This window comes from Salinicola halophyticus (genome assembly GCF_003206695.1).
Lineage (GTDB): Bacteria > Pseudomonadota > Gammaproteobacteria > Pseudomonadales > Halomonadaceae > Salinicola > Salinicola halophyticus.
On the sequence record NZ_PZJN01000004.1, the window covers coordinates 377,174 to 399,338 of the forward strand.

The following is a 22,165-nucleotide window of genomic DNA, read 5'->3' on the forward strand; positions in this document are numbered from 1 at the left end:
TTACCTAATCATCAACGTGAGCAAAATTCATAGAATGCTCGAACTTCGCCATCTACGTACGTTGATCGCTCTGCGCGACACTGGCTCGCTGGTCGAGGCGGCGGAACGCGTTCACCTGACCCAGTCCGCGTTATCGCACCAGATCAAGGATCTGGAGTCGCGGCTCGGCATGCCGCTGTTCGCTCGCAAGACGCGCCCGGTCTCGTTCACCCGGGCCGGAGAACGCTTGCTGACGTTGGCCGAACAGGTACTGCCCCAGTTACGTCTGGCGGAGCGGGATCTGGCACGACTGGCGGGGCATGAGCAGGGTCGCCTGCACATGGCGATCGAGTGTCACAGCTGTTTCCAGTGGCTGATGCCGACGATCGATCACTTTCGCGATCACTGGCCGGAAATCGAGATCGATATTCCCAGCGGTCAGAATTTCGATCTGCTGCCCGGGCTGACCCGTGAAGCGCTGGATCTGGTCATCACCGACAACCCCCAGCCGCTACCGGGCGTTCACTACGCCCCACTGTTCCGCTACGAAGGTCTGCTCGCCGTTGCCAGGCAGCATTCGCTGGCTGCTCGCAGCTGGGTCGAGCCGGCAGATCTGATCGCGGAAACGCTCATCGTCTATCCGGTGGAACACTCTCGCCTGGACGTCTTCACGCAGTTTCTCGACCCGGTGAACGTGCGTCCGCAGGAGATTCGCAGTGCTGAACTCACGGTGATGATGATGCAGCTGGTGGCGAGTGGCCGTGGCGTCTGCGCCCTGCCCAACTGGGCACTCACCGAGTATCTGGAACGCGACTACGTCAAGGCGCTGCCGCTGGGCAAAGATGGGGTATGGAGTACGCTTTACGCGGCGATTCGGGAAGACACGCTGGAGCTACCCTGGATGGAAGACTTCATTCGTACCGCGCGAGACACCTCGTTCGCGGTGCTGAGCGGGATCAAGCCGGCGGGCATGACGGAGCCTGCCTGAACGAAAAACCGCGACACGGATTGGAAGCGCATCGTCGTTAGGTCGACTCTTCATCGAAAGTCAGCGGCCGGATTGCCTCGCGCCCGTGCAGCGGCAGCAACAGGCTGAATCGGGCACCGCCCAGGCTCTCGCTGCGATCGACCACGACGTTGCCCCCGTGCCAGGCCATGATTTTCTGGACGATGGAGAGTCCCAGCCCGTAGCCGCCGGAGCGTCGCGTACGACTATCATCGAGCCGGGCGAACGGCTTGAAGATGGCGATACGTTTCTCTTCCGGTACACCGGGGCCGTCATCCTCGACATCGATACGGACCGCTCGCGGCTCGCGGTGGACGTTCACCATGACCCGATGCTCAGCGTGGCGACAGGCATTGGCGACCAGATTCTGCACCGCCCGCTGCAGATAGCGCGGTTCCGCTTCCACCTCCAGCTCTTCGCCATCGGCAACCCGCAACTCGAGATGGGGATGTAGCGGACTCAGGGTATCCAGCACTCGCCACGCCACCGCGCGACACTCCAGGCTCTCGGTCTTCAGCGACACCCCCTGCGCGGTTTCGCTGTCGAGCTTGGCATAGGTCAGAATTTCATCGATCAGCCGGTCGAGTTCGGCAATATCCTCGTCGATGCCGGCCAGCTGGCGCTGGGCGACTTCATCCCGACTGAGATCCTCCAGCATCTGTACCGCGAAACGAATGCGTGCCACCGGCGTGCGCAATTCATGCGACACCGCACGAATCATCTCCTGCTGGCTGCGCAATAGCGACTGAACCTGGGACGCCATGCCGTTGAGCGCCATGCCCAGGCGTCCGACGAAATCGTTGCTGTCGACCCGCACTCTCGAATTGAGATGGCCCGCCGCAATTCGCGTTGCGGCGCGCTCGAGCCGACCCACTCGGCCCTCGACGCTCCACACGATCAGATAGATCCCCCCCGCCAGAGCGGTCAGCACCATGATCAACAACGCCAGGGCCAACGATAGTGGCACCGATTCGAATCCGGGCAGCGGGCCGATCCGCAGCCAGCGGTCCGCACCGACTCGAGCGTGAATATAAAGCTCGCTGAGGCCGGTATCGAAACGCACCACCACCTCGCCGGCATCGAGACGCGTCGCCTGGATCGGGTCGACATCCGTGGGGGGTGACGTATACAGACCGATCGGCACGTGGAACTGACGTTTGACGCGCGCAAGCCGGCGAGCCTGAATATCGGCCTTCTCGCCACTCAACCAGCTGCGAAGCACCTCGGTTATCCCCCGAAGCTGCATCTCGTTGAGACTATTGATGCGTGACGCCAGCACCCAGTTCGAGTGAGGCAGCTGGTAGAGAGAGCGCCAGCCGTCGTCGGTCGACTCGATCACCGGGCGATTCTCGCGCAGACGTGCACGCTCGAAGTAGTTCAGCGACAGATCATCGAGCCTGAACAGTCCCAACGGCATGCCCAGGGTCGACGCCATCGACGCCAGCCATTCGTCGCGCTTGGCCAACGGCTGGAGCGAGACGAGATCCGCGAGCAACGCCAGCGGACCGCTGACCAGATTTTCCCGGTAGTGCTCCTGGCGCACTTTATCGACCATCAGGAAGCCGAACAGCACCATCGTGAAGGTGATGACCAACGCCGCCAGCAGCGACGCGTAGAATCGCAGAAATGTGCTGTCGGTAAAGGAACGACGCATGTTGGATCTCGCGCGGCAATCGGCTTATAGAGCAGCCCGAACGGGGACTCCGGCTACCTACAGGAAGAGACGGGGCCCACCGAGGGACGGTACCGGAGTCGACGAGCGGAAAGAAGGGAAATCGGCCATGAGCCTTCCTGCCATCCGGCATTATTCTCGCCCGTCGTCAACGGGAGCCCAAGGAGAAGAGTCCAGCACCAGGCGGCTCGCCGAGCGGCGGTCATGTCACTGCCGACGGCGGCCACGCGAGCCGGCCCCTTCTCGCTTCAACTGTCCCGGACGAAGAGATACCCTTTGCTACGCACGGTCTTGATGCGATGAGGGTGATTGGGATCGTCACCGATCTTGGGACGAATGCGCGAGACTCGCACGTCGATGGAACGATCCTGCCCGTCATACTTGATGCCGCGCAGTTGGGAGAAGATCTCCTCCCGCGTCAGTACGCGACCGGCATTGTCGGCCAGCAGCCAGAGGAGGTCGAATTCGGCGCTGGTCAGGTCGATCCGCTGTTCTTCCAGCCACGCTTCACGCGTTGCGCTGTCGATGACCAGGTTCTCGAACGTCAGACGCGTCGCCCCGCTCGAAGAGATCATGCTGTCGGCACGACGCATCAGCGCCCGCATGCGGGCCAGCAGCACTCGTGGCTGGACCGGCTTGGGCACGTAATCATCGGCCCCCATCTCCAGGCCCAGCACCTGATCCATGTCGTCGGTGCGTGCCGTCAGCATCAGAATGGGGCCGGGATAATGCGGTCGTGCCCGGCGACAGATCGACAGGCCATCCTCGCCGGGCAGCATCAAATCGAGGATCACCATATCCGGCTGTTCCTCGATGATGCGCTCCACCCCGCGGGCACCATCGTGTTCGAGTCCTACCTGGAAGCCATTGGCCTCGAGATATTCCCGCGTCAGATGAGCCAGACGTTCGTCGTCTTCGATAATCAATACGCGATCTTGATGTGCAGTGCTGTCCAAGCTGTCATCCATCCCTTTGAGTTGGCCTCGAAACCCTGCATACCATGATGTTCATTTATTATGGGTCAGTTGCCGGTAAAGCCAGCGTCGAAAGCCGGGCAATATCACTAGCTGCAACTGCTTCAGTCTGCTTGAAAACAGGCTTATGGAAACGGTAATTCACGCCACGCGAGTCGGAGAAGCGTAGCGGGTTACACAGCATCATACCCGAATTGTTCCCTTTGTAACCCCGTATCGCCAATGGTCTACGCCAGTCATGGGTAAATTCAGACGAGACACCGGCGAGATCGACTGACTGCCGCGGACACATCGGCTCGCGCCATCGCTCTGCTTCTCAGTAAGCCAGGCGCCCATACAGTTCGCCGAATGGCCGCATCACATGGCGCTGATAGGCAGGCCGTGCCTGCAGTCGCTGATACCACGCTTCGATGTTAGGCAGCGGCGGTCGAGGAATCTCGAGTTCGAAATAGCGGTAGAGCGTGGCCCCGGCCGGAATATCGGCCAGCCCTAGACGTTCGCCACCGAGAAATGGCGTGTCCGCCAAGTGGCTGTCGAGCCGCCGATAAAGACGGTCGCACCGTGCCAGAGAACGCTCGATGGCGGCATCGTCATGCTGGTCGCCCGGAGTCCGATAGAATCCCCAGAACACGCCGCCGAAAAAAGCGGGCTCCAGTTCGGAAAGCGACCAGTCAAGCCAGCGATCGGCCTCTGACTGAGCGGCAGGCGTCTTGCGCCGGAAATCGTCATTGCGATGGGCAGCGGCAAGATAGCGCAGGATCGAATGGGTCTCCCAGACCACGGTCTCGCCGTCCTGGATCACGGGAATTCGACCGTTGGGATTCAGCGCCAGAAATTCCGCCGATTCCAGTCCCCCATCCTCACCGCCTGCCGGTCGATGAACGTAATCGAGCGCCAGTTCGTCGGCCAGCCACAGCACCTTCTGCACGTTGTACGAGCTACGCCTTCCCCAGATGGTCAGCACGATTCGACTCCCTGTCGTTGGATTCAGCGGCTCAGGTCCACGTCCCGCGTCTGCCCCTTGCCGAGTTCAATCTGCTTGATGATGATCGGGCTACGCGACTCGCCACCGGGTAGTAGTACGCTTCCGGCGACGTAGAACACGCCCGCCGGAATGCCTCTGACGACGAAATACCCGTTGCCATCGGTCTTGGCATAGTGGGTGTATTCCCGAGCGCGCGGATCGGCCGGTTCGATCTTGCGCCCCGAAAGCGCCACATCGGCAGCCTCGGCCGCATAGCGCGTGGCCGGCGCCACGGATACCGTCTCGCCGCCACCCACCAAAGTCTGGCCATCTGATGTTGTATAGGTCAAACGCCCTTGCACGGCCGATGTGCCGGTCTTCTCGAGCCGGGCATACTCCTCCGCCGGAAAGGGAATCTGACGCTTCACCACGACTTCGTCGCTGCCGGAACGATCGAAGATGTCCGGCATTTGCAACGATCCCGTGGAAAAACTCTCACAGCCTGCCAGGATCAGTGTCACCGCCAGCGCCAAGGCCCCCCGCCACAGATTTCCCGCCATCATCGATGTCTCCCTGAGAATTCATCACGACCCGTCATCTCGACGACTCGTCCTCTTTTGGTCCTGCACTCGAATCGTGACTCAATCGCTCACCCGTCCAATCGGGCAACGAGTTCGCAACCCGTTTCCTATCCAGCCCAGCGCACCCGCGGGCCAGTGCATCCCCGGGCCAGCGCATCCGCGGGGTGGCATCCCGACGCCGGTTGCGCTGACCGCTCACGATTCGGGCGGACCGATGATCATCCGGTCGCCGCTTATCCTGATATCGAAGCGATCGAGAAAGCTCATGCCGAGCAACACGACATCGTCATCGATCCCGGCATGGATCGATCCGGCGACACCACGTGCTTCCAACCCCCCGAGCCTAACGCTATCGAGCGCTGTCAGATGGCCGCTGACACGACCGTTGGCGGTGCTGAACATGGCTTCCGGACCGGGCTCAATCTCCAGGGCGCGGGCCAGCGACCGGGAGAGCGAAACGTAGGTGGCGCCGGTATCGATCAGCAGCGTGACGGCATGACCGTCGATCTCGCCCGGCGCCACGAAGTGCCCGCGAGCATTGCGCTTCAATGTGACCGGGGGCTGTTCGATCGACGTTGCGGTAGCAAGACCGGCGTTGGGGTCGTTGCGACGCTGCTCTACGCCCCGAAACCACCACCCGGCCAGCAACAGCAGCAGGACCCAGAACACCACCATCATGCCGACGCCGGTACGACGCACGCCGCGGCCATCATCTCCCATTCGGGCGAGCCTTCAGCTGCAGGCGTATCGGTCCCTGCCAGGGCAAGTCGGGCGATAGTGTCCGGCCCTTCTGGCTGACCCGAAGATACCCGGCCTGGGCCAGCTCACGCGCGCAGTCGCGTACGCCGACCATCAACGGGCGCCAGTCGTCTGACAGTTGGCGCGCCACCTCGGAGGGGCAGAAGGTCTTGCCCGAGCCGCGCGACGCCGCCATCGACAGTATCGCGCGACTCAGCGCCGCCGAATCCGTGGCTGAAGTCATGACGAATCAGCGCAGATCCGGATTGAGCGTATAGGTCGCTGTGATGCTGGACTCGGCCAGAACATGCCCCTCCATCGCCTCGCGCACCTGCTCGCCGGTAAATTCGCCCGCCAGCCCGAGGGTGGGAATATCCAGCGCGAACACGGCAAAGGTGTAACGATGAACGACCTCGTCGTTCCACGGCGGGCAAGGCCCATCGTAGCCGCCGTAGACGCCAGCCATGTCCGGATCGCCGGCCATGAATCCGGTGTAACCGTTGATGCCGCTGACGCCTTTGGCGGTCTGCCCCGGCGCCTTGCCCTTGGGGACGACGCCATCGGCCATCTCGCCTTCCTCGATCAGATTGACCTCGGCAGGAATATCGATCAGCACCCAATGATAGAAATCGACGCGCGGCAGACTCGCGGTCAGCGTCTTGCCTTCCTGATTGACGTCGTCCGCTACGCCCGGCACGTCCGGATCGGTTATCAGCATAACGAAACTCTGTGTCCCCTGCGGGGCGTCCAGCCAGCGCACTTCCGGATTGCGATTGTCACCCAGACGCATGTGCTGGTCGGGGTCGGGGATGGCAAAAGCGAACAGTGCCGGGATCGGCTGGCCTTCCTCGATACCTTTGACGGTCAAACGCATGAGCTTCTCCTTGGCTGCAGGTAAAACGGAAAATCGATGATTACGGTGACAACGACGTGGGCCCCGCAATCGACACCCGTGTCGGCAAGATCGTCATGGAATTTATCGACAACCTTAGGTGGCCGCGCGCCTTTTGTCATGATTCGGAAATCGTTTGTCATGATCCGGAAATCGTTGGCACCATCGGCGTCAGTAGAAAACCGGCGATCTGTCAGTCACTGACATCGTGATTGCGGTACGCCGCCGACGCCCAGGCTAGCGGCAGAACGACACGCCGCGCATGCCGAGATGAAAATGGTTGGCGTGAGCGGCGTTGTAGTCCGGCCCCAAGGTGGTCCCGAAATAGTGACAGGCGCCGGCTTTCGCCTGGTGCAGAAACTCACCCTGCGTGCCGACGTCATCCCAGTCGTCGAGCACACTGATGGCCCGCCCATTCTCTAATCGTAACCCTGCGACATCGAGTGCCGAGGCCGTGGCGTGTTCGCTGCGCCGGGCGTTCTCGCGATGGTATATATTGCGGCAGGCGAAAGAGCCGTAGTGCTGAACGCTCGAGACACGCGAGCCGAGCAGTCGCTCGGCCAGCGGCTGTAACTCGTGCTGCTCGTACATCGTCCATGCCAATGCCAAAGGGCAGCTTGCGACGAAGCTCGAACTGAATGCCACCTGCGTGCTCGATAGCCGAACCACGTTTGTCAGGGGACAGCCCGCCGTCGGCGTATAGTCGTCGAGCGGTGTGAAAGAGATTGCTGGCGCGGTCTCGAGAGCGGCGAGGCAAGCCTCGCGATCGCCGGCCAAACGCTTGAGCTTCCAGCGTGTCATCGGTGTGACGGGGTCCTCTATCGCTAGCGGCGCGAAGGGATTCCACTCTCGCGGGATCTGCCAGACCCCCTTGTCGAAAGCGACACCGACGGCAATCGCCAGCAGACAGAACATGGTGCTCCAGGAAGGTTTCATAGGTTCCCAAGGGCCGATAAATGCGTTCCAGACGTCGAACCCGTCAATCGAGACGAAGACTGACAGCGACATTCACACGTTTCCGCTAAATCACTGCTATTCGATTCCGATCAAGTGATCTAAGCTTGGTTAGCTTGCCGAGAATATCAGCATCGCATCTCTGGCAACGTCGTCACTACCGCGCATGTCGTCAAGGAGGACAGCAATGCCGGGCTGCGCCAGACACGAGAACCTCTGCGGACGCTGTGATGCGCCGCTGGACTTCGATTTCACCATGGCTTTTCAGCCACTCGTCGATATCGCCCAAGGCCATGTCTATGGCTATGAAGCGCTCGTCAGAGGCCCTGGCGGGGAGTCGGCCGCCTCGATTCTGGCCAGAGTCGACGCCACGACACTCTATCGCTTCGATCAGGCATGCCGTGTCAAGGCGATCGAACTGGCCCACGAGCTGGGCGCCGTCGGCATGCTGTCGATCAATTTCCTCCCCAATGCCGTCTACGAGCCGCAAGCCTGTATTCAGGCGACCCTGAAGGCTGCAGAACGCGTCGGCTGGCCGGTCAGCAGACTCTGCTTCGAGATTACCGAATCCGAAAGCGTCGCGGACCGTCGCCATCTCCAGAACATCGTGGACAGCTATCGGGCAATGGGAATGAAAACGGCGCTGGACGATTTCGGCACCGGTCACGCCAATCTCGATCTGCTGATCGATATCTCGCCCGACGTGCTAAAAATCGACCGCCAACTGATCAGCCATATACAGGTAGCACCAAGACAACAACGAATCGTCGAACACATCGTCACCCTGGCCCATCAGCTCGGTATTACGCTGATCGCCGAGGGCGTCGAAACAATAGAAGAAGCTCGCTGGCTCTATCAGCATGGTATTGCGAGGCAGCAGGGATACTGGTTTGCCAGACCGATCGCAGGACAACTACCTACTTGCCCCGATTCGCGCTTCGCGTTGGCCCGGGGTGAACGCTAACGATCCGACGCGTCTGGCTACTCTTCTCACCGTATGAACCTCGGTATCCTAGCTTATGGTTGCTTCGAAAAATCGGTTGCCCCGCCAGTCGGTGGATGCTTCATCCACCGCTGACGGGCTGGACACGCTCAACATCGCCGCATTGATCTATCGGATCGATGAGGATGTGCCGTTGCTGGTCGATGCCAACGAGACAGCGAGACGTCTATTATCGATAGGTGACAGTTTCCCCACAGCCGACCCCTGGCATTGGCTGGATGCCCGGCGATGTCCGGCAACCGGCGCCCGACATCCAGCGATGCTTGAGGACGATTCACACGCCTCGCCTCAGTGGCAATACTTTCATCTCCGTCAAAGCCGGAAGCCACTGCGAGCCGTCAAGCTCAAGATTTCGCCACTGGATGCCCCCGCCGACGGCGACCACCGGCGCCATGTCCTGATTGCCGTCGGCGAGATTACCGAGGCCGACAGCGATGCCACTCCCAGTCTGCTGCCCCAGGCCGAGCCCCAACTGCACCAGATGCTGGGGAATCTGCCCATGGGCGTGTGCGTCATCGATGTCGAGGGCTATCTGCGCCTGGTCAACCGCGCTTTTTGCCGGTTCTTCGGCTATACGGAGAGCGAGCTGCTCAATGCCCATTTCCGCAAGCTGTTGCCCGAGCAGCATCGCCCAGCCGCCGACCAGTATCACGCTGCCAGTTTTCCCGATGCGCTGAATCAGCGTCGCGCGGTGGAGGTTCTGTTGCGGGATGGATCGACCCGGACCGTCATCATCGAGGATACGATCAACCATGACGACCTCGGCCGCCCACAGCACATCGCCTTTCTCGTCGATATCACCGAGCGACGCAATCTCGAACGTCGGCTGGAGCAGAAGAACCGACGTCTCGAGTACCTGGCAACGCGCGATGACCTGACGGGACTGCACAATCGCCGTTTCGGCCTCGAACTGCTGGAACAGACGCTGGAACGCAGTCAGCGCTACGGCGAGAAAGTCTCCGTCGCCATGCTCGATCTTGACTATTTCAAGGAGATCAACGATCAGTATGGTCACCCTGTCGGCGACACCATCCTGACGGACTTCAGCCGTCTCGTGGTCGAGTTGCTGCGCGCAAGCGACACCTTCATTCGCTGGGGAGGTGAAGAGTTCCTGATGATTCTGCCCGGCATCGACCGGTTCGCGGCGCAGACCACGTTGAACCGCCTCATCGAGCAACTTCACGACCACCCGCTGAGCCCCTACGATCTTCGGATAAGCTTCTCCGCCGGCGTCGGCGAGCATCATCATCAGACGTCGAAGGGATTGCTCGAAGAGATCGATCAGGCGCTCTATCAGGCCAAGTCTGCCGGCCGCGGCTGCGTCGCCATCGCGCCGATTTGTGTCTCCCGGCCCGGGCAGTGTTGCAATCAGGCATTTTCGTCGCTCTAACGTGACGGCCAGCCTCTGGCCGGCCATCTCGCTAATCTCGACTGCATCGCCGTTCGCTCGGCCTGGCGATCGGCCAGGCCCATGAGAAAGCGCTGGGGACGACTCCGGGAAGATCGCCCCGATCTAGAAGATCGTTCGCACGGCCAGAAACAGCACGGTCGGTGCCAGCAGGATGCCCAGCCCGGTATAGAACGTCGCCGTCATTGCGCCGTAAGGCACCAGTCGCGCATCGGTCGCCGCCAGGCCTGCAGCAACGCCGCTGGTCGTGCCGATCAAGCCACCGAAGATCATCGCCGAGCGCGGGTTGTCCAGCCCGATCAGTTTTGCGGTCATCGGGGTCGCGATCATGGTCAGAATCGACTTGACCAGACCGGCAGCGATCGACAGCGCGATCACTTCCGAGCTCGCCCCCAGCGTGGCCCCGGTGACCGGCCCGACGATGTAGGTCACTGCGCCCGCCGCGATGGTGGTGATGTCGACCGGGTCGGTATAGCCGAAACCGATCGCCACGGCAGCACCGGCCACGAACGAGACGAGAACGCCGAGAAACAACGCGATCACGCCGCGAAGGCCAGCCTTCTTGATTTCGTGAAGCCGGACACCGTAGGCGGTGGCGATGATCGCCAGATCCCGCAACATGCCGCCGCCCATCAGCCCGAGCCCGGAAAACAGCGTGACATCCGAAAGCCCCTTGCTACCGCCGGTGGACACGCCGCCGATGTAGGCAAGTACCAGGCCGATGATGATCGCGATGGCGGAACCGTGCAGACGCCCCGCCGTCAGATGGCGACTGAGCCAGTAGGCCACGTACATGGTGAGACCGATCACCGCGAAAGCCGCGATCAGGTGATATTTGTCGACCAGAGAGACAATGGAATCGTTCATGTCGGCAATCTCGCTCAATGGCCGCTAGGGGCAGTGGGGGTCGACTCGAGCGGGCTCGCGTCATCGGTCTTCTTGCCGGTCAGTACCGGAACCAGCGCCAACCCCAGCACGACCGAGAGCACGCCGGCCAGGATCGCCACCATGCCGCCGCTGAATGCCGCCGCCACGTTCTGACTCGCCGCCATGGCCACCACGATCGGAATGTACATCGCATTCCAGAAGTTGATGCCGCTCTCCGTCGTTTCCGGCAGCTTGTCGCGGTCCTTGAGACAGCCGGTCACGAAGATCAGCAGCAGCATGGCGATACCCACCCCGCCCAGATTGGAATCGATTCCCAGCAACTGGCCGAGCACGTCGCCGATGATTAGCCCCGCCAGCATGCAGCCGGCCAGGAGTGCTACACCGTAGATCACCATCGTCATCACCTCTTGGGTATTGTTATAGCGCGTTTTAATGGGACGTCGTTTTATGAAGCCTCGTGATGGCGCTTTGCTTTAGGACGTCGTCATGGATGGCTCGGTCGAATGAGCCTGGCGTGTCTCGAGACGAGCACCGTCTACCGCACGGTGACCGCCATGCCGCGTTACCCACGCGGCAAGGGTGAAAAGCGTTCGGCAACGCTTACGGGCGCGCCGTTTCTGCGCCGGTATAGATATCGGCATAGCGCTCCCGCAGCGCGTTCTTCTGGACCTTGCCCATGACATTGCGTGGCAGGCTATCGATGAAGAATACCCGCTTGGGCTGCTTGTAGCGCGCGACCTTATCCTTGAGCGCCGCCAGCACCTGAGCTTCGTCGAGTGATTCGCCGGGCTTGACCACCACTGCCGCCGTCACTCCCTCGCCAAGATCGGGGTGTGCCACGCCGATGACCGCCGACTCCACCACCTGGGGCAGTTCGTCGATCCACTGTTCGACCTCCTTGGGGTAGACGTTGTAGCCACCGGAGATCACCAGATCCTTGTCGCGCCCAACGATGTGCAGGTAGCCATCGTCATCGATCAGACCGAGATCACCGGTAATGAAGAAGCCGTCTTCCCGGAATTCCGAAGCGGTCTTTTCCGGCATTCGCCAGTAACCCTGAAAGACGTTGGGCCCGCGAACTTCCACCAGACCGGTCTCCCCCGCCGCCAGCGTCTTGCCGCTCTCGCGCTCGGTGATCCGCACTTCGCTACCCGGCAGGGCGAAGCCGACAGTGCCCGGGCGGCGCTCGCCGTCGTAGGGATTCGACGTGTTCATGTTGGTTTCGGTCATGCCGTAGCGTTCGAGAATGGCGTGGCCGGTACGCTCGTGAAATTCGTGGTGGGTCTCGGCCAGCAGCGGCGCGGAACCGGAGACGAACAGTCGCATGTTGGCGGTCGTCTCCCTGTTCAGACGCGGGCTGGTCAGCAGCCGGGTGTAGAACGTCGGCACCCCCATCAGCGTCGTCGCCCGCGGCATCAGGTCCAGCAGCTGGTCGGCATCGAGCTTGGGCATGAAAGTCATCGAGGCGCCGACGGTCAGAACGATGTTGCACGCCACGAACAGCCCATGAGTATGGAAAATCGGCAGCGCGTGCAGCAGATGATCGTCAGCCGTGAATTGCCAGGTCTGCGCCAGCGCCTGGCTGTTGGCGGCAAGATTGCCGTGGCTCAGCATCGCACCCTTGGAACGCCCGGTGGTGCCGGACGTATACAGGATCGAGGCCAGGTCATTGGCTTCGAGTTCGGCGAGACGAGAATCCTCCTCGGCGTTGCCGACCCGTTCCATCAATGAACCATCGACATCGGCGCCCAGGCTTTCGACGACTGCCACGCCGCAACGCTCGACCAGCCGCTGTGCGATCTCGAGATCCTCGGGCCGACACACATAGATCCGGGGCTCGGCGTCGGTAAGGAAATACTCGACTTCAGCTTCGGTATAGGCCGTGTTGAGCGGCAGATAGACGGCCCCTGTCTGCAGGCAGGCAAGGTAGAGCATGATCGCCTGCGGACTCTTTTCGACCTGAACCACGACACGATCGCCCGGCTCCACGCCGCTCTCGCGCAGCACCTTTGCCATGCGCCGCGAGGTAGCTAGCACGTCGCGATAGCGATACCGTTCGCCGCTCGGCGTGTCGATCAACACCTTGTCCGGGTGGCGCTCGAAATTGCCCGAGAATTGCAGATAAAGATTCTGATTCATTCCACCACTCCTGCTTTGATAAACGGTCATGGCCGGTCAGGCGTCGGTTCGCGAGCCATGGCGGCAGCGTGAACGACCTTGTTTGGCTTCCCGGCGGATCTCGCTGGTGCAGACCACCGTGCCCTCGCGGCTGAACGCTTCGTGATTCTGCTCGATGCGATCGAGTTCGTAGAGGTAATTGACCATCAGACCGTGGGACTGACGGCGTCCGTTCTCGGACGTGTCCCCCGGCCAGTTGAGCCGATGCAGACTGGCGCCATTACCCAGATGGAAGCGGGCTACCGGGTCCATCGGCATGCCGCTGTCGCGTTTGACGTCGATCAGATAGTGCGCCGCCAGACCGCGAAGCTCGGGTGTCAGCTTGTCGCGCGACTTGGCATCCTCTAACCAGCGGCCGCCGTCGATACTGGCGGCGGTCTCGTCCGTCAGTTGACACGCCCCGCTCTCGCGCTCGGTCGCCAGCCACTTGGCGAACCCGGGTACCGGCGACAGCGTCACGAATTTCTCGAGATTGGGCAGCTCGCGCTTGAGCTCCTGCACCACCTGCTTGATCAGGAAGTTGCCGAAGGAGATCCCGCGCAGGCCGGCCTGACAGTTGCTGATGCTGTAGAAGGCGGCCGTATCGGCCTCTTCCGGACGCACCTCGTCGCCCCCTTCGAGAATCATCTGGATGCTGTTGGGGATGCCGCGGCACAGGGCCACTTCGACGAAAATCAGCGGCTCGTCGCCGGTCGCCGGATGAAAGAAGGCATAGCAGTGACGATCGCCGGGATCGAGACGGCGGCGCAGATCCGACCAGTCACCGATCGCGTGGACCGCCTCGTAGTGAATGATCTTCTCGAGCACCGCCGCCGGCGTGTTCCAGTCGATGCTCTCCAGCACCAGGAAGCCACGGTTGAACCAGGAGGCAAAGAGATGCCCGAAGTCGGCATCCAAGGGCGCCAGTTCGGGATGGGTCTTGAGGCAGCGCAACAGATCCGCGCGCATCTTGACCAATTCATAAGTCCCGCCAGGGCAGAGATTCAGCCGGCGCAGCAGGTGTTGGCGTCGTGGCTCACACGCTGCAAACAGCTGCTGCAGACTCGCGTTGTCCTCGTCGACGCGGTAGGCCGCGTAAGCTTGGTGGATGGCCTCGGGCTCGGCGGCGTAGCGCTCGCCCAGTAACTGGAAGAAGGCGATACGGTCCGCTTCGTCGAGCGAGGCATAGCGTTCCAGCGCTTCCTGGGCTATCAGAATCTGGGAAGCCTCGCCACCGGGGTGCATCAGCGTCTCGCATACCGAGGTCAATCTCGCCAGGCTACTGGCTGCCTTGCCGGAGCCGGTCCCCGTGAGGTACTGACCCCGTGTTCGGCGACCGATGCTGGATAGCAGGTCCTGGAGGAAATTCATGTTGACGTTCATGCCGGCCCTCTCGGGTCTGTGGCTATGACTTCACCAGCGACGTAAAGCGACGCTGGCGAGCGTTGAACGGAGCGAGGCGGTCCAGCCGCTAAGCCTTGGTTTCGAAACCAACGAGACATTTCGAAACCGGCGGTTAACATACATGTCATCGCTCTGTTATATATAACAGTCACGCCCCGGTCATCGGGTGTCAACCTAGGAGAAAGTCTAATATGGCTCGCACCCCGCATGCCCAGCGACTTCGCGACCTGCTCGAGGATGCCATTGTCGACGGTCACTTCGCCCCGGGGGACAAACTGGATCCGGAAGCGCTGGCGCGCGAGTACGAATGCTCACGCACCCCGATTCGGGAGGCGCTGCAGCAGCTCGCGGCATCGGGGATGGTGCGTGTCTTGCCCAAGCGCGGGACTTTTGTCGCCCAGTTGAGCGTGACCGAGCTGGTCGAGCGCTTCGAAGTGATGGCGGAACTGGAGGGCATGTGCGCAAGGCTGGCGGCGCGACGTGCGACATCCGAAGAGCTGGCAGCGTTGCAGCGTGCTCAGACGGCCTGCCGGCAGTGCATGACCGCCGGCGACGCCGACGGTTACTACTATGAAAATGGCACTTTCCACCATCTGATCTATCAGGCCAGTCACAACCAGTTCCTGACCGGGGAGGCCGCGCGGCTTCACGCCATTCTGAAACCCTATCGACGCCTGCAACTGCACGCTCGCGGGCGCGTTGCCAGCAGTTTCGACGAGCATGAAGCCATCATGGCGGCGCTGGTACAGGGCGATGCCGAGGCCGCCGAGACGGCCATCAAGCACCACGTGCAGGTTCAGGGAGAACGATTCAATGACCTGGTCGCCTCCATGCAGCGTCTGCAAGCCCAGCGCCAGAACGGCGCCTGACCCGCGAGCGCATGGTTTCGGCCGCGGCAGTCGAAGACGAGAATCAGTGGAAGAGTAGCGTCACCATCAGCGCGACGCTGCCGACGATCAGCGCCGTGATGACGGAGAGACTGACCACCAGATTGAGCCAGCGATCAATCCGAGCGTCGGGGGGCGTCGGCGCACGCCGAGTCGCCCCGTGAGAGAGCTGGCGGGAAGACTTCGTGGCCGGGGGCATGGGCAAGCTCCGCAGTGGGTCATGATCGTGTTAACGGCGTCACGCCTCTCGAATTGAGTATTAAATTAAGCGGCTTCGATAAATTTCTCCACCTCTGTCATCGAGAGCCGTTGTCATGCCACTGGCCAATGCTCGATGCGCCAGGGAATTCCCCGCCAACGAAAAACGGCCCCGATCCTGTCCGGATCGGGGCCGTAGTCCACAACGCTATCGATCGGCGCTATCGATCAGCGCGGGTTGATACGACGATTTTTGACATCGGGCGCGCGGCGATAACGGTCTTCGTCCGCCAACTCTTCGGCTTCGAAGGCGTCGGCGCCCACCGGCGTGTCGCTGTGCTTACGATAGAGCGCGGTCAACATCGCCTTGCGATCGGCGCGCAGCTCTTTCAGCGTCACGAATATCATCCCATAGAGAATGAACGTGAACGGCAACGCGGCCAGCACCGAGGCCGACTGCAACCCTTTCAAGCCGCTTTCACCACCGGCCGAGAGCAACGTCAGGCAGATCGCCGCGATCAGCACCCCCCAGATGATCCGCTTCATCAGCGGCGGATTGAGCGAGCCGTTATCGGTCATCTGCGACACGATATAGGTGGCGGAATCCGCAGATGTCACCAGGAAGATGAAAATCAGACAGAGAGCCACGATCGACAACACATTCGAGAACGGCATCAGATCGAACATCTGAAACAGCGCCGAAGTGATGTTGTCCGAGGTCGCCTGAGCGAGGCCCGCATCGCTGTTCATTTCCATCTGAATGGCGGCGCCACCGAACACGCCAATCCACAGACAGGCCAGCAGCGGCGGTACGACCAGCACGCCGAACACATACTGCTTGATGGTACGACCACGCGAAATTCGGGCCACGAAGGTGCCCACGAACGGCGACCAGGCAATGACCCAGGCCCAGTAGAAAATGGTCCAATTGGATGCCCACTGACTGTCATCATACGGTGACATCCGCAGGCTCATGCCGATGAAATTCTGCAGGTAATCGCCGATACCCAAAGTGATGGTCTCGAGAATCGCGACCGTGGGTCCGGTGAACAGAATGTAGAACATCAGCGCGAAGCAGATGATCAGATTGAGGTTGGAAAGATTCTTGATCCCCTTGTCCAGGCCCGATGTCGCCGAGAGCATGTAGCAGATGAACATCGCTCCCATGATGATGAATTGCCACATCATGTTCTCGGGCACATTGAACACCGAGTGCAGACCGCCATTGATCTGCAGGACCGCCAAGCCGATTGATGTGGCCACCCCCATCACGGTGGCGACGACGGCGAAGATATCGAGGATCGGCCCGAGCCGGCGCAGTTTCGGGCGCTTGGCCGTTACCGACGACAGTACGTTGGACACCATGCCCGCCTGCCCCTTACGGAACTGGTAATAGGCGATGATCAAGCCAACCACAGAAAACGCGGCCCACTGGTGGATACCCCAGTTGAAGAACGCGTACTGAATCGCATAGCGCGCCGATTCGGCGGATTCCGGTTCCACATCGCCGTAGGGTGGCGTCATGTAATGGGTCATCGGCTCCGCCATCCCGTAGAACACCAGGCCGACACCGAACCCTGCCGCCAACAGCATGCTTATCCAGGAGAAGAAACCATAGGTGGGTTTGCTATCCTGCGGTCCCAGACGAATTTTGCCGTATTTGCTGAACGCCAGACCCACCAGAAAAATCACGAACCCGAAAACGGAGATCAGATAGAACCACCCGAAATAGTGCGTGGTAGCGCCCAATGCGGCGTTAGCGACATTTCCAAATCCCGTTGGAAAAATGGCACCGACGGCCACGATTGCCGCTATCACCATCGCCGAGACGATGAATACCCCTTGCTTGCCGAATTTGGGCATGTTGTCCCCTTTTGATTGTGCTGATTTCCTCTAACGCCAACAGTGTAGACGAAGCCTCTACTCTCTGCGGCCGCTCAGGGTCTACCTCGGTGCCTTTGGCGAGTCAACGGGATGCCATACGAAAACTCCCTCGACGTAAGTCTTCGTTAAGCCTTTGTGCCTCAACCTCGCCCTCATCATATTTGGTGGAGGGCTATCGATGTCGGGTTTATCTGCCCCAGCGGCGAACATCATCTGGCGCGAAAGTCGGGACGGTCAGGAGCGAGCCACGCTCGAGCACTTCATCGCGGATACCTACCGGCAGCAGCATGGCGCGTCGATCGCCCATTTCGCACCGCGTCTCTACGGGCTGTGGGAGCAAGATCAACTGCAGGCTGCTGTCGGCGTCCGTCGAGCCGACCCATCCCCGCTCTTTCTCGAGCACTACCTGGAAACGCCGATCGAGCAGGCCCTCTCCGACGTTCTGGAGACGCAGGTCGATCGCATGGCATTGGCGGAAATCGGCAATCTGGCCGCTCGTCGACCTGGCATGACGGTCCCGCTGATTCGCGCACTGATTGCCTCTCTCGTCGCCGAGGAGTGCCGGTGGCTGGCATTCACCGCAACGGCAACCGTTCGCAATGGATTTCGACGCCTTGGCCTCGACGTCCATCGTCTCGCGGCGGCCGACCCGACCCGCTTGGGTACCGCGCAAGGCGACTGGGGCAATTATTACCTGCACCGCCCCTGGGTCATGGGTGGCGACTTGCTTGCCGCTTGGCATCGCCTCGCCCCGGATGGCGACCGCACGATCATCAACACCGTGCCAGCCGCTGCCCCGCTTCACAAGGATATCAATCATGCGTGAGCGCTTTCTGGACCATTTGTGGACGCTGGGGAAGACCGACGAGAACCGTGTCGCCCTGGAGGACGAGACCCAGTCGATCAATTACGGCGAACTGATGGTGCTTGTCGAATCCCGCGCACACCAGCTACGTCAACTCGGTAGTCAGCGTGTCGGATTGGCCCTCGATAATGGCGTCGACTGGGTACTGTGGGATCTCGCGATGATGCAGGAGGCCATCGTCAGCGTGCCGCTACCCGGATTTTTTGCGCCGTCACAGCTAGCCCACGTGGTCGATCAGGCAGGTCTGGATACGCTGATCGGGACGCCGTCCGTGGCGACGGCATTGGGCTTCGAGGCTATCACAGACACCAGCGGCTCCACGAACACCAAAGACGCCACGCTCTGGCAGCGCCGCGTTGTCTCGTCACTCCCAGCGTTACCCGAAGGCACGCACAAGATCACCTTCACCTCGGGCACCAGCGGCACGCCCAAAGGCGTCTGCCTGAGTAGCGACAACCAGCTCGTCGTCGCCGAGAGTCTCGCCGAGATCGCCGCTAGCGTCGACGTGCGCCGACACCTGGCAATACTCCCACTGGCGACGCTGCTAGAAAACATCGGTGGCATCTACGCCCCACTATGGCTCGGCGGCAGCGTCACACTGCCCTCCTTGGGGACACTGGGCTGGCTGGGCGCAAGTGGTTTCGATAGCGCCCTCGGCTGGCAGGTCATTACCGAGCACGCGCCGGACAGTCTCATTCTGGTGCCGCAACTGCTTTCGGCGTTACTCACCCAGCAAGGCGATGCGCCCATCGGCTTTGGCCGTTTCTTCGCCGTCGGCGGGGCCACGGTGTCGCCCACGCTCCTGGCGCGCGCGGAAGCCGCTGGCTGGCCGGTGTTCGAAGGATACGGTCTTTCCGAGTGCGCGTCCGTCGTCACACTCAATCGTCCCGGCGAAGCTCGTCCCAGTGAACATCGACCCGGCAGCGTGGGCAGACCATTGCCTCATGCAGAGGTAAGCCTGTCCGAAGATGGCGAGGTGCTGGTTCGGGGCAATGTGATGCTGGGCTACCTGGGTGACAGCGGCCCGGCACCGACGGTCTGGCCCACGGGCGATCTAGGTGAATGGGATGGCGATGACCTGAGGCTCAAGGGACGTCATCGCCAGGTCTTCATCACCGCCTACGGCCGCAATGTCGATCCGGCCTGGGTCGAGGCTGAATTGACCGCCGAACCCGCGCTTGCCCAGGCCTGGGTGAGCGGTGAAGCGCAGTCCTTCAATCGTGCCCTGTTGGTGCCGCGAGGCGACTGGGTCAACGATCGCCAAATCGAAGACGCCGTGGCGCGAGCCAACGCCCGATTGCCCGATTACGCGCGCGTCTCCCTGTGGCAACGCAGCGCCCCCTTTACTGCACAAAACGGTCTAGCAACCGCCAACGGCCGGCTGCGCCGTGACGCGTTGGCCAACCATTACCACACCTGGCTTACGAGCCCGGTCTTTCCATCAGCGGATGTGTAAGACATCCGCTTACGTCTCAGGAGACGACATCATGTCCCACTATGAAAAACTGCAACAAGCCACTGCCAGTCATCGCCAATGGCTGCTCGACACGCCGGTCATTCGCCGGGCGCTGGAAGGCAACATCACGCGGGACATCTATCTCGCGTTTCTGGAACAGGCCTATCACCACGTCAAGCAGACGGTGCCGCTGATGATGGCCTGCGGGGCGCGCCTGCCGGCTCGTCTCGAATGGTTGCGTGGCGCGCTGGTGGAATACATTGAGGAAGAGTACGGCCACCAGGAATGGATTCTGGACGATATTCGCGCCATTGGGGGCGATGCCGATGCCGTCGCCAGTGCCACACCCGCGCCGGCTACCGAATTGATGGTGCGCTACATCCGTGATGTCATAGCCTACGACAACCCGGTCGGCTTCTTCGGCATGGTGCACGTGCTGGAAGGCACCAGTACCGCCATCGCCACCCAAGCCGCCGAGCAGATGCGCGACGGTGCCGGACTCCCGGCCAACGCCTTTCGCTACCTCGAATCCCACGGCAGCCTCGATATCGGACATCTGGCGTTCTTCGAGGAGCAGATCAACCGGCTCGAAGACCCCGCCGACCTGCAGGCCATCATCGATTCCGCCAACATGGTCTATCGCCTCTACGGTGCCATGTTCCGCAATCTTCAGCGGGATGCCGATGACGTCGCCAGCCATGAGGGCCTGAGCCATGCGCTGGTCTGATCGCCGCATCCTAGTCACGGGCGCCAGTGGCGGCATCGGACGGGAACTCGTGTCACTGCTGGCCCAGCGCGGCGCGCGGCTACTGATCGTGGGGCGCAACGCCAGCGTGCTGAAAGAACTGACGACACTGGCGCCCGAGCGCATTCGTGCGCTCACCGCCAACCTGACAGCGCTAGATGAGCGTCGCAGGGTCGTCGAGGCCGCCGATGATGCACGGGTCGACATGCTGATCAACGCCGCCGGGGTGAATCATTTCGGCCTCTTCGACGAGCAGTCTCCGGCGGCGATCTTGTCGATGGTGGATCTCAACGTAACAGCCACCCTGCTCCTCACTCAGGCGCTGCTACCGCGACTGCTGCACGAAAATAGCGCCTGGATCGTCAACCTCGGATCTGCTTTCGGTGCGATTGGCCACCCGGGCTATACCGCCTACTGCACGACCAAGTTCGCCTTGCGCGGATTCAGTCAAGCCTTGCGTCGAGAGCTAGCCGATACGCCGATCCAGGTGCTGCATATCTCGCCTCGTGCCACCCGCACGGGCATGAACAGTGACCGCGCCGATGCCCTCAACACCGCGCTGGGCAACCACGTGGACGAACCCGCTCACGTCGCCGCTAGCGTCATCCGCGGCATCGAGAAGCATGCTCGTGATCGACAGCTTGGCTGGCCGGAGTGCCTGCTGGTCAAGCTGAACGGCATTCTGCCCGGCCTCGTCGATCGCGCGCTCAAAAAGCAGCTTCCAACGATCCAGCAGCATGCGCGTCGTCCTTCCACGTCGTCCTGACTCGCACAGGGAGATCACCATGACAGAACACCACTCTTTGAAGGCCATGGTTCTCGCCATGGTTCTCGCCACGACGGCTGGGATGGCGCTTACCGACAGCCCCATGGCGTTGGCGGCACAGCCTTTGACGGCTTCGGCATCGACCGCAGACTCGGCAGCGCCGGCCGCCGCGGGCCTGCATGAACTCCAGAGCCGCTGGGCCAACATTCAGTACCAGACGCCGGAAGCGCGACGTGCCGATGCCTTCGAGCAGCTCTATCAGCGCGCTCAGGCTCTACTTAAAGCACAACCCAAAAGTGCAGAACTACACACCTGGGCGGGTATCATTCGTGGCTCTCAGGCAGGCGCGGAGGGCGGTCTAAGCGCCCTATCGCAGGTCAAGGAGGCCCGAGCCGAGTTCGAGCAGGCGCTGTCGATCGATCCGACGACGCTGAGCGGCTCGGCGTACACTAGCCTGGGTACGCTCTATCACCAGGTGCCCGGCTGGCCCATCAGCTTCGGTGACGACGACAAGGCGCGACAGCTGCTGCAGAAAGGTTTGAGCCTCAATCCCGACGGGATCGACAGCAACTACTTCTGGGCAGACTTCCTCCACGATCAGGGCGACGATGCGCAGGCCCGCCAGGCGATCGAGAACGCCATGGCAGCAGCGCCGCGCCCCGGCAGGGAAACGGCCGATGCCGGGCGTCGTCAGGACATTCAGGCTCTGCTGAAAGAGATCTAGGCGCACGCCTCGTTCGGAGG

General features: G+C 61.5%; 23 protein-coding genes. 9 read left to right on the top strand and 14 right to left on the bottom strand.

Annotation, left to right across the window (positions count from 1 at the left end):
- Nucleotides 1-34 precede the first annotated feature (34 nt).
- Entirely contained in the window at nucleotides 35-967 is a 933-nt protein-coding gene (locus tag DOM58_RS06920) for a LysR family transcriptional regulator (protein WP_075563306.1), read from the top strand.
- Between the two features lie 37 nt (nucleotides 968-1,004).
- Here the strand turns inward: DOM58_RS06920 and DOM58_RS06925 are convergent, their stop codons facing one another.
- From DOM58_RS06925 to DOM58_RS06960, 8 genes are all read right to left on the bottom strand, one after another.
- Entirely contained in the window at nucleotides 1,005-2,639 is a 1,635-nt protein-coding gene (locus DOM58_RS06925) for an ATP-binding protein (protein ID WP_110692280.1), read from the bottom strand.
- Between the two features lie 266 nt (nucleotides 2,640-2,905).
- Nucleotides 2,906-3,625, bottom strand: coding sequence for a winged helix-turn-helix domain-containing protein (locus DOM58_RS06930; RefSeq protein WP_075563308.1), 720 nt, complete (start codon nucleotides 3,623-3,625; stop codon nucleotides 2,906-2,908).
- Nucleotides 3,626-3,947: 322 nt separating this feature from the next.
- Nucleotides 3,948-4,595 (bottom strand): glutathione S-transferase family protein, encoded by a 648-nt coding sequence (locus DOM58_RS06935; RefSeq protein ID WP_110692281.1) that lies wholly within the window; start codon nucleotides 4,593-4,595, stop codon nucleotides 3,948-3,950.
- A 23-nt stretch (nucleotides 4,596-4,618) separates the two neighbouring features.
- Complete coding sequence (locus tag DOM58_RS06940; protein ID WP_110692282.1) at nucleotides 4,619-5,158, bottom strand: carboxypeptidase-like regulatory domain-containing protein; 540 nt, start codon at nucleotides 5,156-5,158, stop codon at nucleotides 4,619-4,621.
- 213 nt (nucleotides 5,159-5,371) lie between these two features.
- Nucleotides 5,372-5,896 (bottom strand): retropepsin-like aspartic protease family protein, encoded by a 525-nt coding sequence (locus DOM58_RS06945; protein WP_110692283.1) that lies wholly within the window; start codon nucleotides 5,894-5,896, stop codon nucleotides 5,372-5,374.
- Nucleotides 5,886-6,158, bottom strand: a complete 273-nt coding sequence (locus DOM58_RS06950; RefSeq protein WP_110692284.1) for a DUF3253 domain-containing protein — start codon at nucleotides 6,156-6,158, stop codon at nucleotides 5,886-5,888. The genes DOM58_RS06945 and DOM58_RS06950 overlap by 11 nt, the downstream gene beginning before the upstream one ends.
- 6 nt (nucleotides 6,159-6,164) lie before the next feature.
- Nucleotides 6,165-6,788: a YbhB/YbcL family Raf kinase inhibitor-like protein gene (locus DOM58_RS06955; RefSeq protein WP_110692285.1), complete on the bottom strand. Its 624-nt coding sequence runs from the start codon at nucleotides 6,786-6,788 to the stop codon at nucleotides 6,165-6,167.
- 255 nt (nucleotides 6,789-7,043) lie between these two features.
- Nucleotides 7,044-7,742, bottom strand: coding sequence for an extensin-like domain-containing protein (locus tag DOM58_RS06960; RefSeq protein ID WP_110692355.1), 699 nt, complete (start codon nucleotides 7,740-7,742; stop codon nucleotides 7,044-7,046).
- 205 nt (nucleotides 7,743-7,947) lie between these two features.
- On the opposite strand from DOM58_RS06960, the gene DOM58_RS06965 reads away from it, so the two are divergent.
- Nucleotides 7,948-8,724, top strand: coding sequence for an EAL domain-containing protein (locus DOM58_RS06965; RefSeq protein ID WP_075563313.1), 777 nt, complete (start codon nucleotides 7,948-7,950; stop codon nucleotides 8,722-8,724).
- A 76-nt stretch (nucleotides 8,725-8,800) separates the two neighbouring features.
- Complete coding sequence (locus DOM58_RS06970) at nucleotides 8,801-10,153, top strand: GGDEF domain-containing protein (protein WP_188113788.1); 1,353 nt, start codon at nucleotides 8,801-8,803, stop codon at nucleotides 10,151-10,153.
- Nucleotides 10,154-10,276: 123 nt separating this feature from the next.
- Here the strand turns inward: DOM58_RS06970 and madM are convergent, their stop codons facing one another.
- From madM to DOM58_RS06990, 4 genes are all read right to left on the bottom strand, one after another.
- On the bottom strand, nucleotides 10,277-11,038 hold the full coding sequence (madM, locus tag DOM58_RS06975) for a malonate transporter subunit MadM (RefSeq protein WP_075563314.1): 762 nt from the start codon (nucleotides 11,036-11,038) through the stop codon (nucleotides 10,277-10,279).
- 14 nt (nucleotides 11,039-11,052) lie between these two features.
- The gene (madL, locus tag DOM58_RS06980) at nucleotides 11,053-11,454 is read right to left on the bottom strand and encodes a malonate transporter subunit MadL (RefSeq protein WP_110692287.1); all 402 of its coding nucleotides are present in this window, start codon (nucleotides 11,452-11,454) and stop codon (nucleotides 11,053-11,055) included.
- 205 nt (nucleotides 11,455-11,659) lie between these two features.
- The gene (locus DOM58_RS06985) at nucleotides 11,660-13,198 is read right to left on the bottom strand and encodes a malonate--CoA ligase (RefSeq protein WP_110692288.1); all 1,539 of its coding nucleotides are present in this window, start codon (nucleotides 13,196-13,198) and stop codon (nucleotides 11,660-11,662) included.
- Nucleotides 13,199-13,234: 36 nt separating this feature from the next.
- Nucleotides 13,235-14,599, bottom strand: coding sequence for a malonyl-CoA decarboxylase (locus DOM58_RS06990; protein ID WP_245392187.1), 1,365 nt, complete (start codon nucleotides 14,597-14,599; stop codon nucleotides 13,235-13,237).
- A 212-nt stretch (nucleotides 14,600-14,811) separates the two neighbouring features.
- Between DOM58_RS06990 and DOM58_RS06995 the strand changes: the two genes are divergently transcribed.
- Nucleotides 14,812-15,489: a GntR family transcriptional regulator gene (locus DOM58_RS06995; RefSeq protein ID WP_110692289.1), complete on the top strand. Its 678-nt coding sequence runs from the start codon at nucleotides 14,812-14,814 to the stop codon at nucleotides 15,487-15,489.
- A 43-nt stretch (nucleotides 15,490-15,532) separates the two neighbouring features.
- Here DOM58_RS06995 and DOM58_RS17575 read toward each other — a convergent pair whose 3' ends face one another.
- Entirely contained in the window at nucleotides 15,533-15,706 is a 174-nt protein-coding gene (locus DOM58_RS17575) for a hypothetical protein (protein WP_168170669.1), read from the bottom strand.
- Nucleotides 15,707-15,933: 227 nt separating this feature from the next.
- Nucleotides 15,934-17,568 carry a BCCT family transporter gene (locus DOM58_RS07000; protein WP_075563319.1) on the bottom strand — a complete coding sequence of 545 codons (1,635 nt, stop codon included), beginning with the start codon at nucleotides 17,566-17,568 and terminating at the stop codon, nucleotides 15,934-15,936.
- 199 nt (nucleotides 17,569-17,767) lie between these two features.
- Here DOM58_RS07000 and DOM58_RS07005 point away from each other — a divergent pair, with 199 nt between their 5' ends.
- The 5 genes from DOM58_RS07005 to DOM58_RS07025 are packed head-to-tail and all read left to right on the top strand — an operon-like array spanning nucleotide 17,768 to nucleotide 22,145.
- On the top strand, nucleotides 17,768-18,415 hold the full coding sequence (locus DOM58_RS07005) for a thermostable hemolysin (protein WP_110692290.1): 648 nt from the start codon (nucleotides 17,768-17,770) through the stop codon (nucleotides 18,413-18,415).
- Nucleotides 18,408-19,910: an AMP-binding protein gene (locus tag DOM58_RS07010; protein ID WP_110692291.1), complete on the top strand. Its 1,503-nt coding sequence runs from the start codon at nucleotides 18,408-18,410 to the stop codon at nucleotides 19,908-19,910. The genes DOM58_RS07005 and DOM58_RS07010 overlap by 8 nt, the downstream gene beginning before the upstream one ends.
- A gap of 31 nt (nucleotides 19,911-19,941) precedes the next feature.
- Nucleotides 19,942-20,637 (top strand): iron-containing redox enzyme family protein, encoded by a 696-nt coding sequence (locus DOM58_RS07015; RefSeq protein WP_110692292.1) that lies wholly within the window; start codon nucleotides 19,942-19,944, stop codon nucleotides 20,635-20,637.
- Complete coding sequence (locus DOM58_RS07020) at nucleotides 20,624-21,421, top strand: SDR family oxidoreductase (protein ID WP_110692293.1); 798 nt, start codon at nucleotides 20,624-20,626, stop codon at nucleotides 21,419-21,421. Before DOM58_RS07015 ends, DOM58_RS07020 begins: the two co-directional genes overlap by 14 nt.
- A 19-nt stretch (nucleotides 21,422-21,440) precedes the next feature.
- Nucleotides 21,441-22,145 (top strand): tetratricopeptide repeat protein, encoded by a 705-nt coding sequence (locus DOM58_RS07025; RefSeq protein ID WP_223162144.1) that lies wholly within the window; start codon nucleotides 21,441-21,443, stop codon nucleotides 22,143-22,145.
- Nucleotides 22,146-22,165 lie beyond the last annotated feature (20 nt).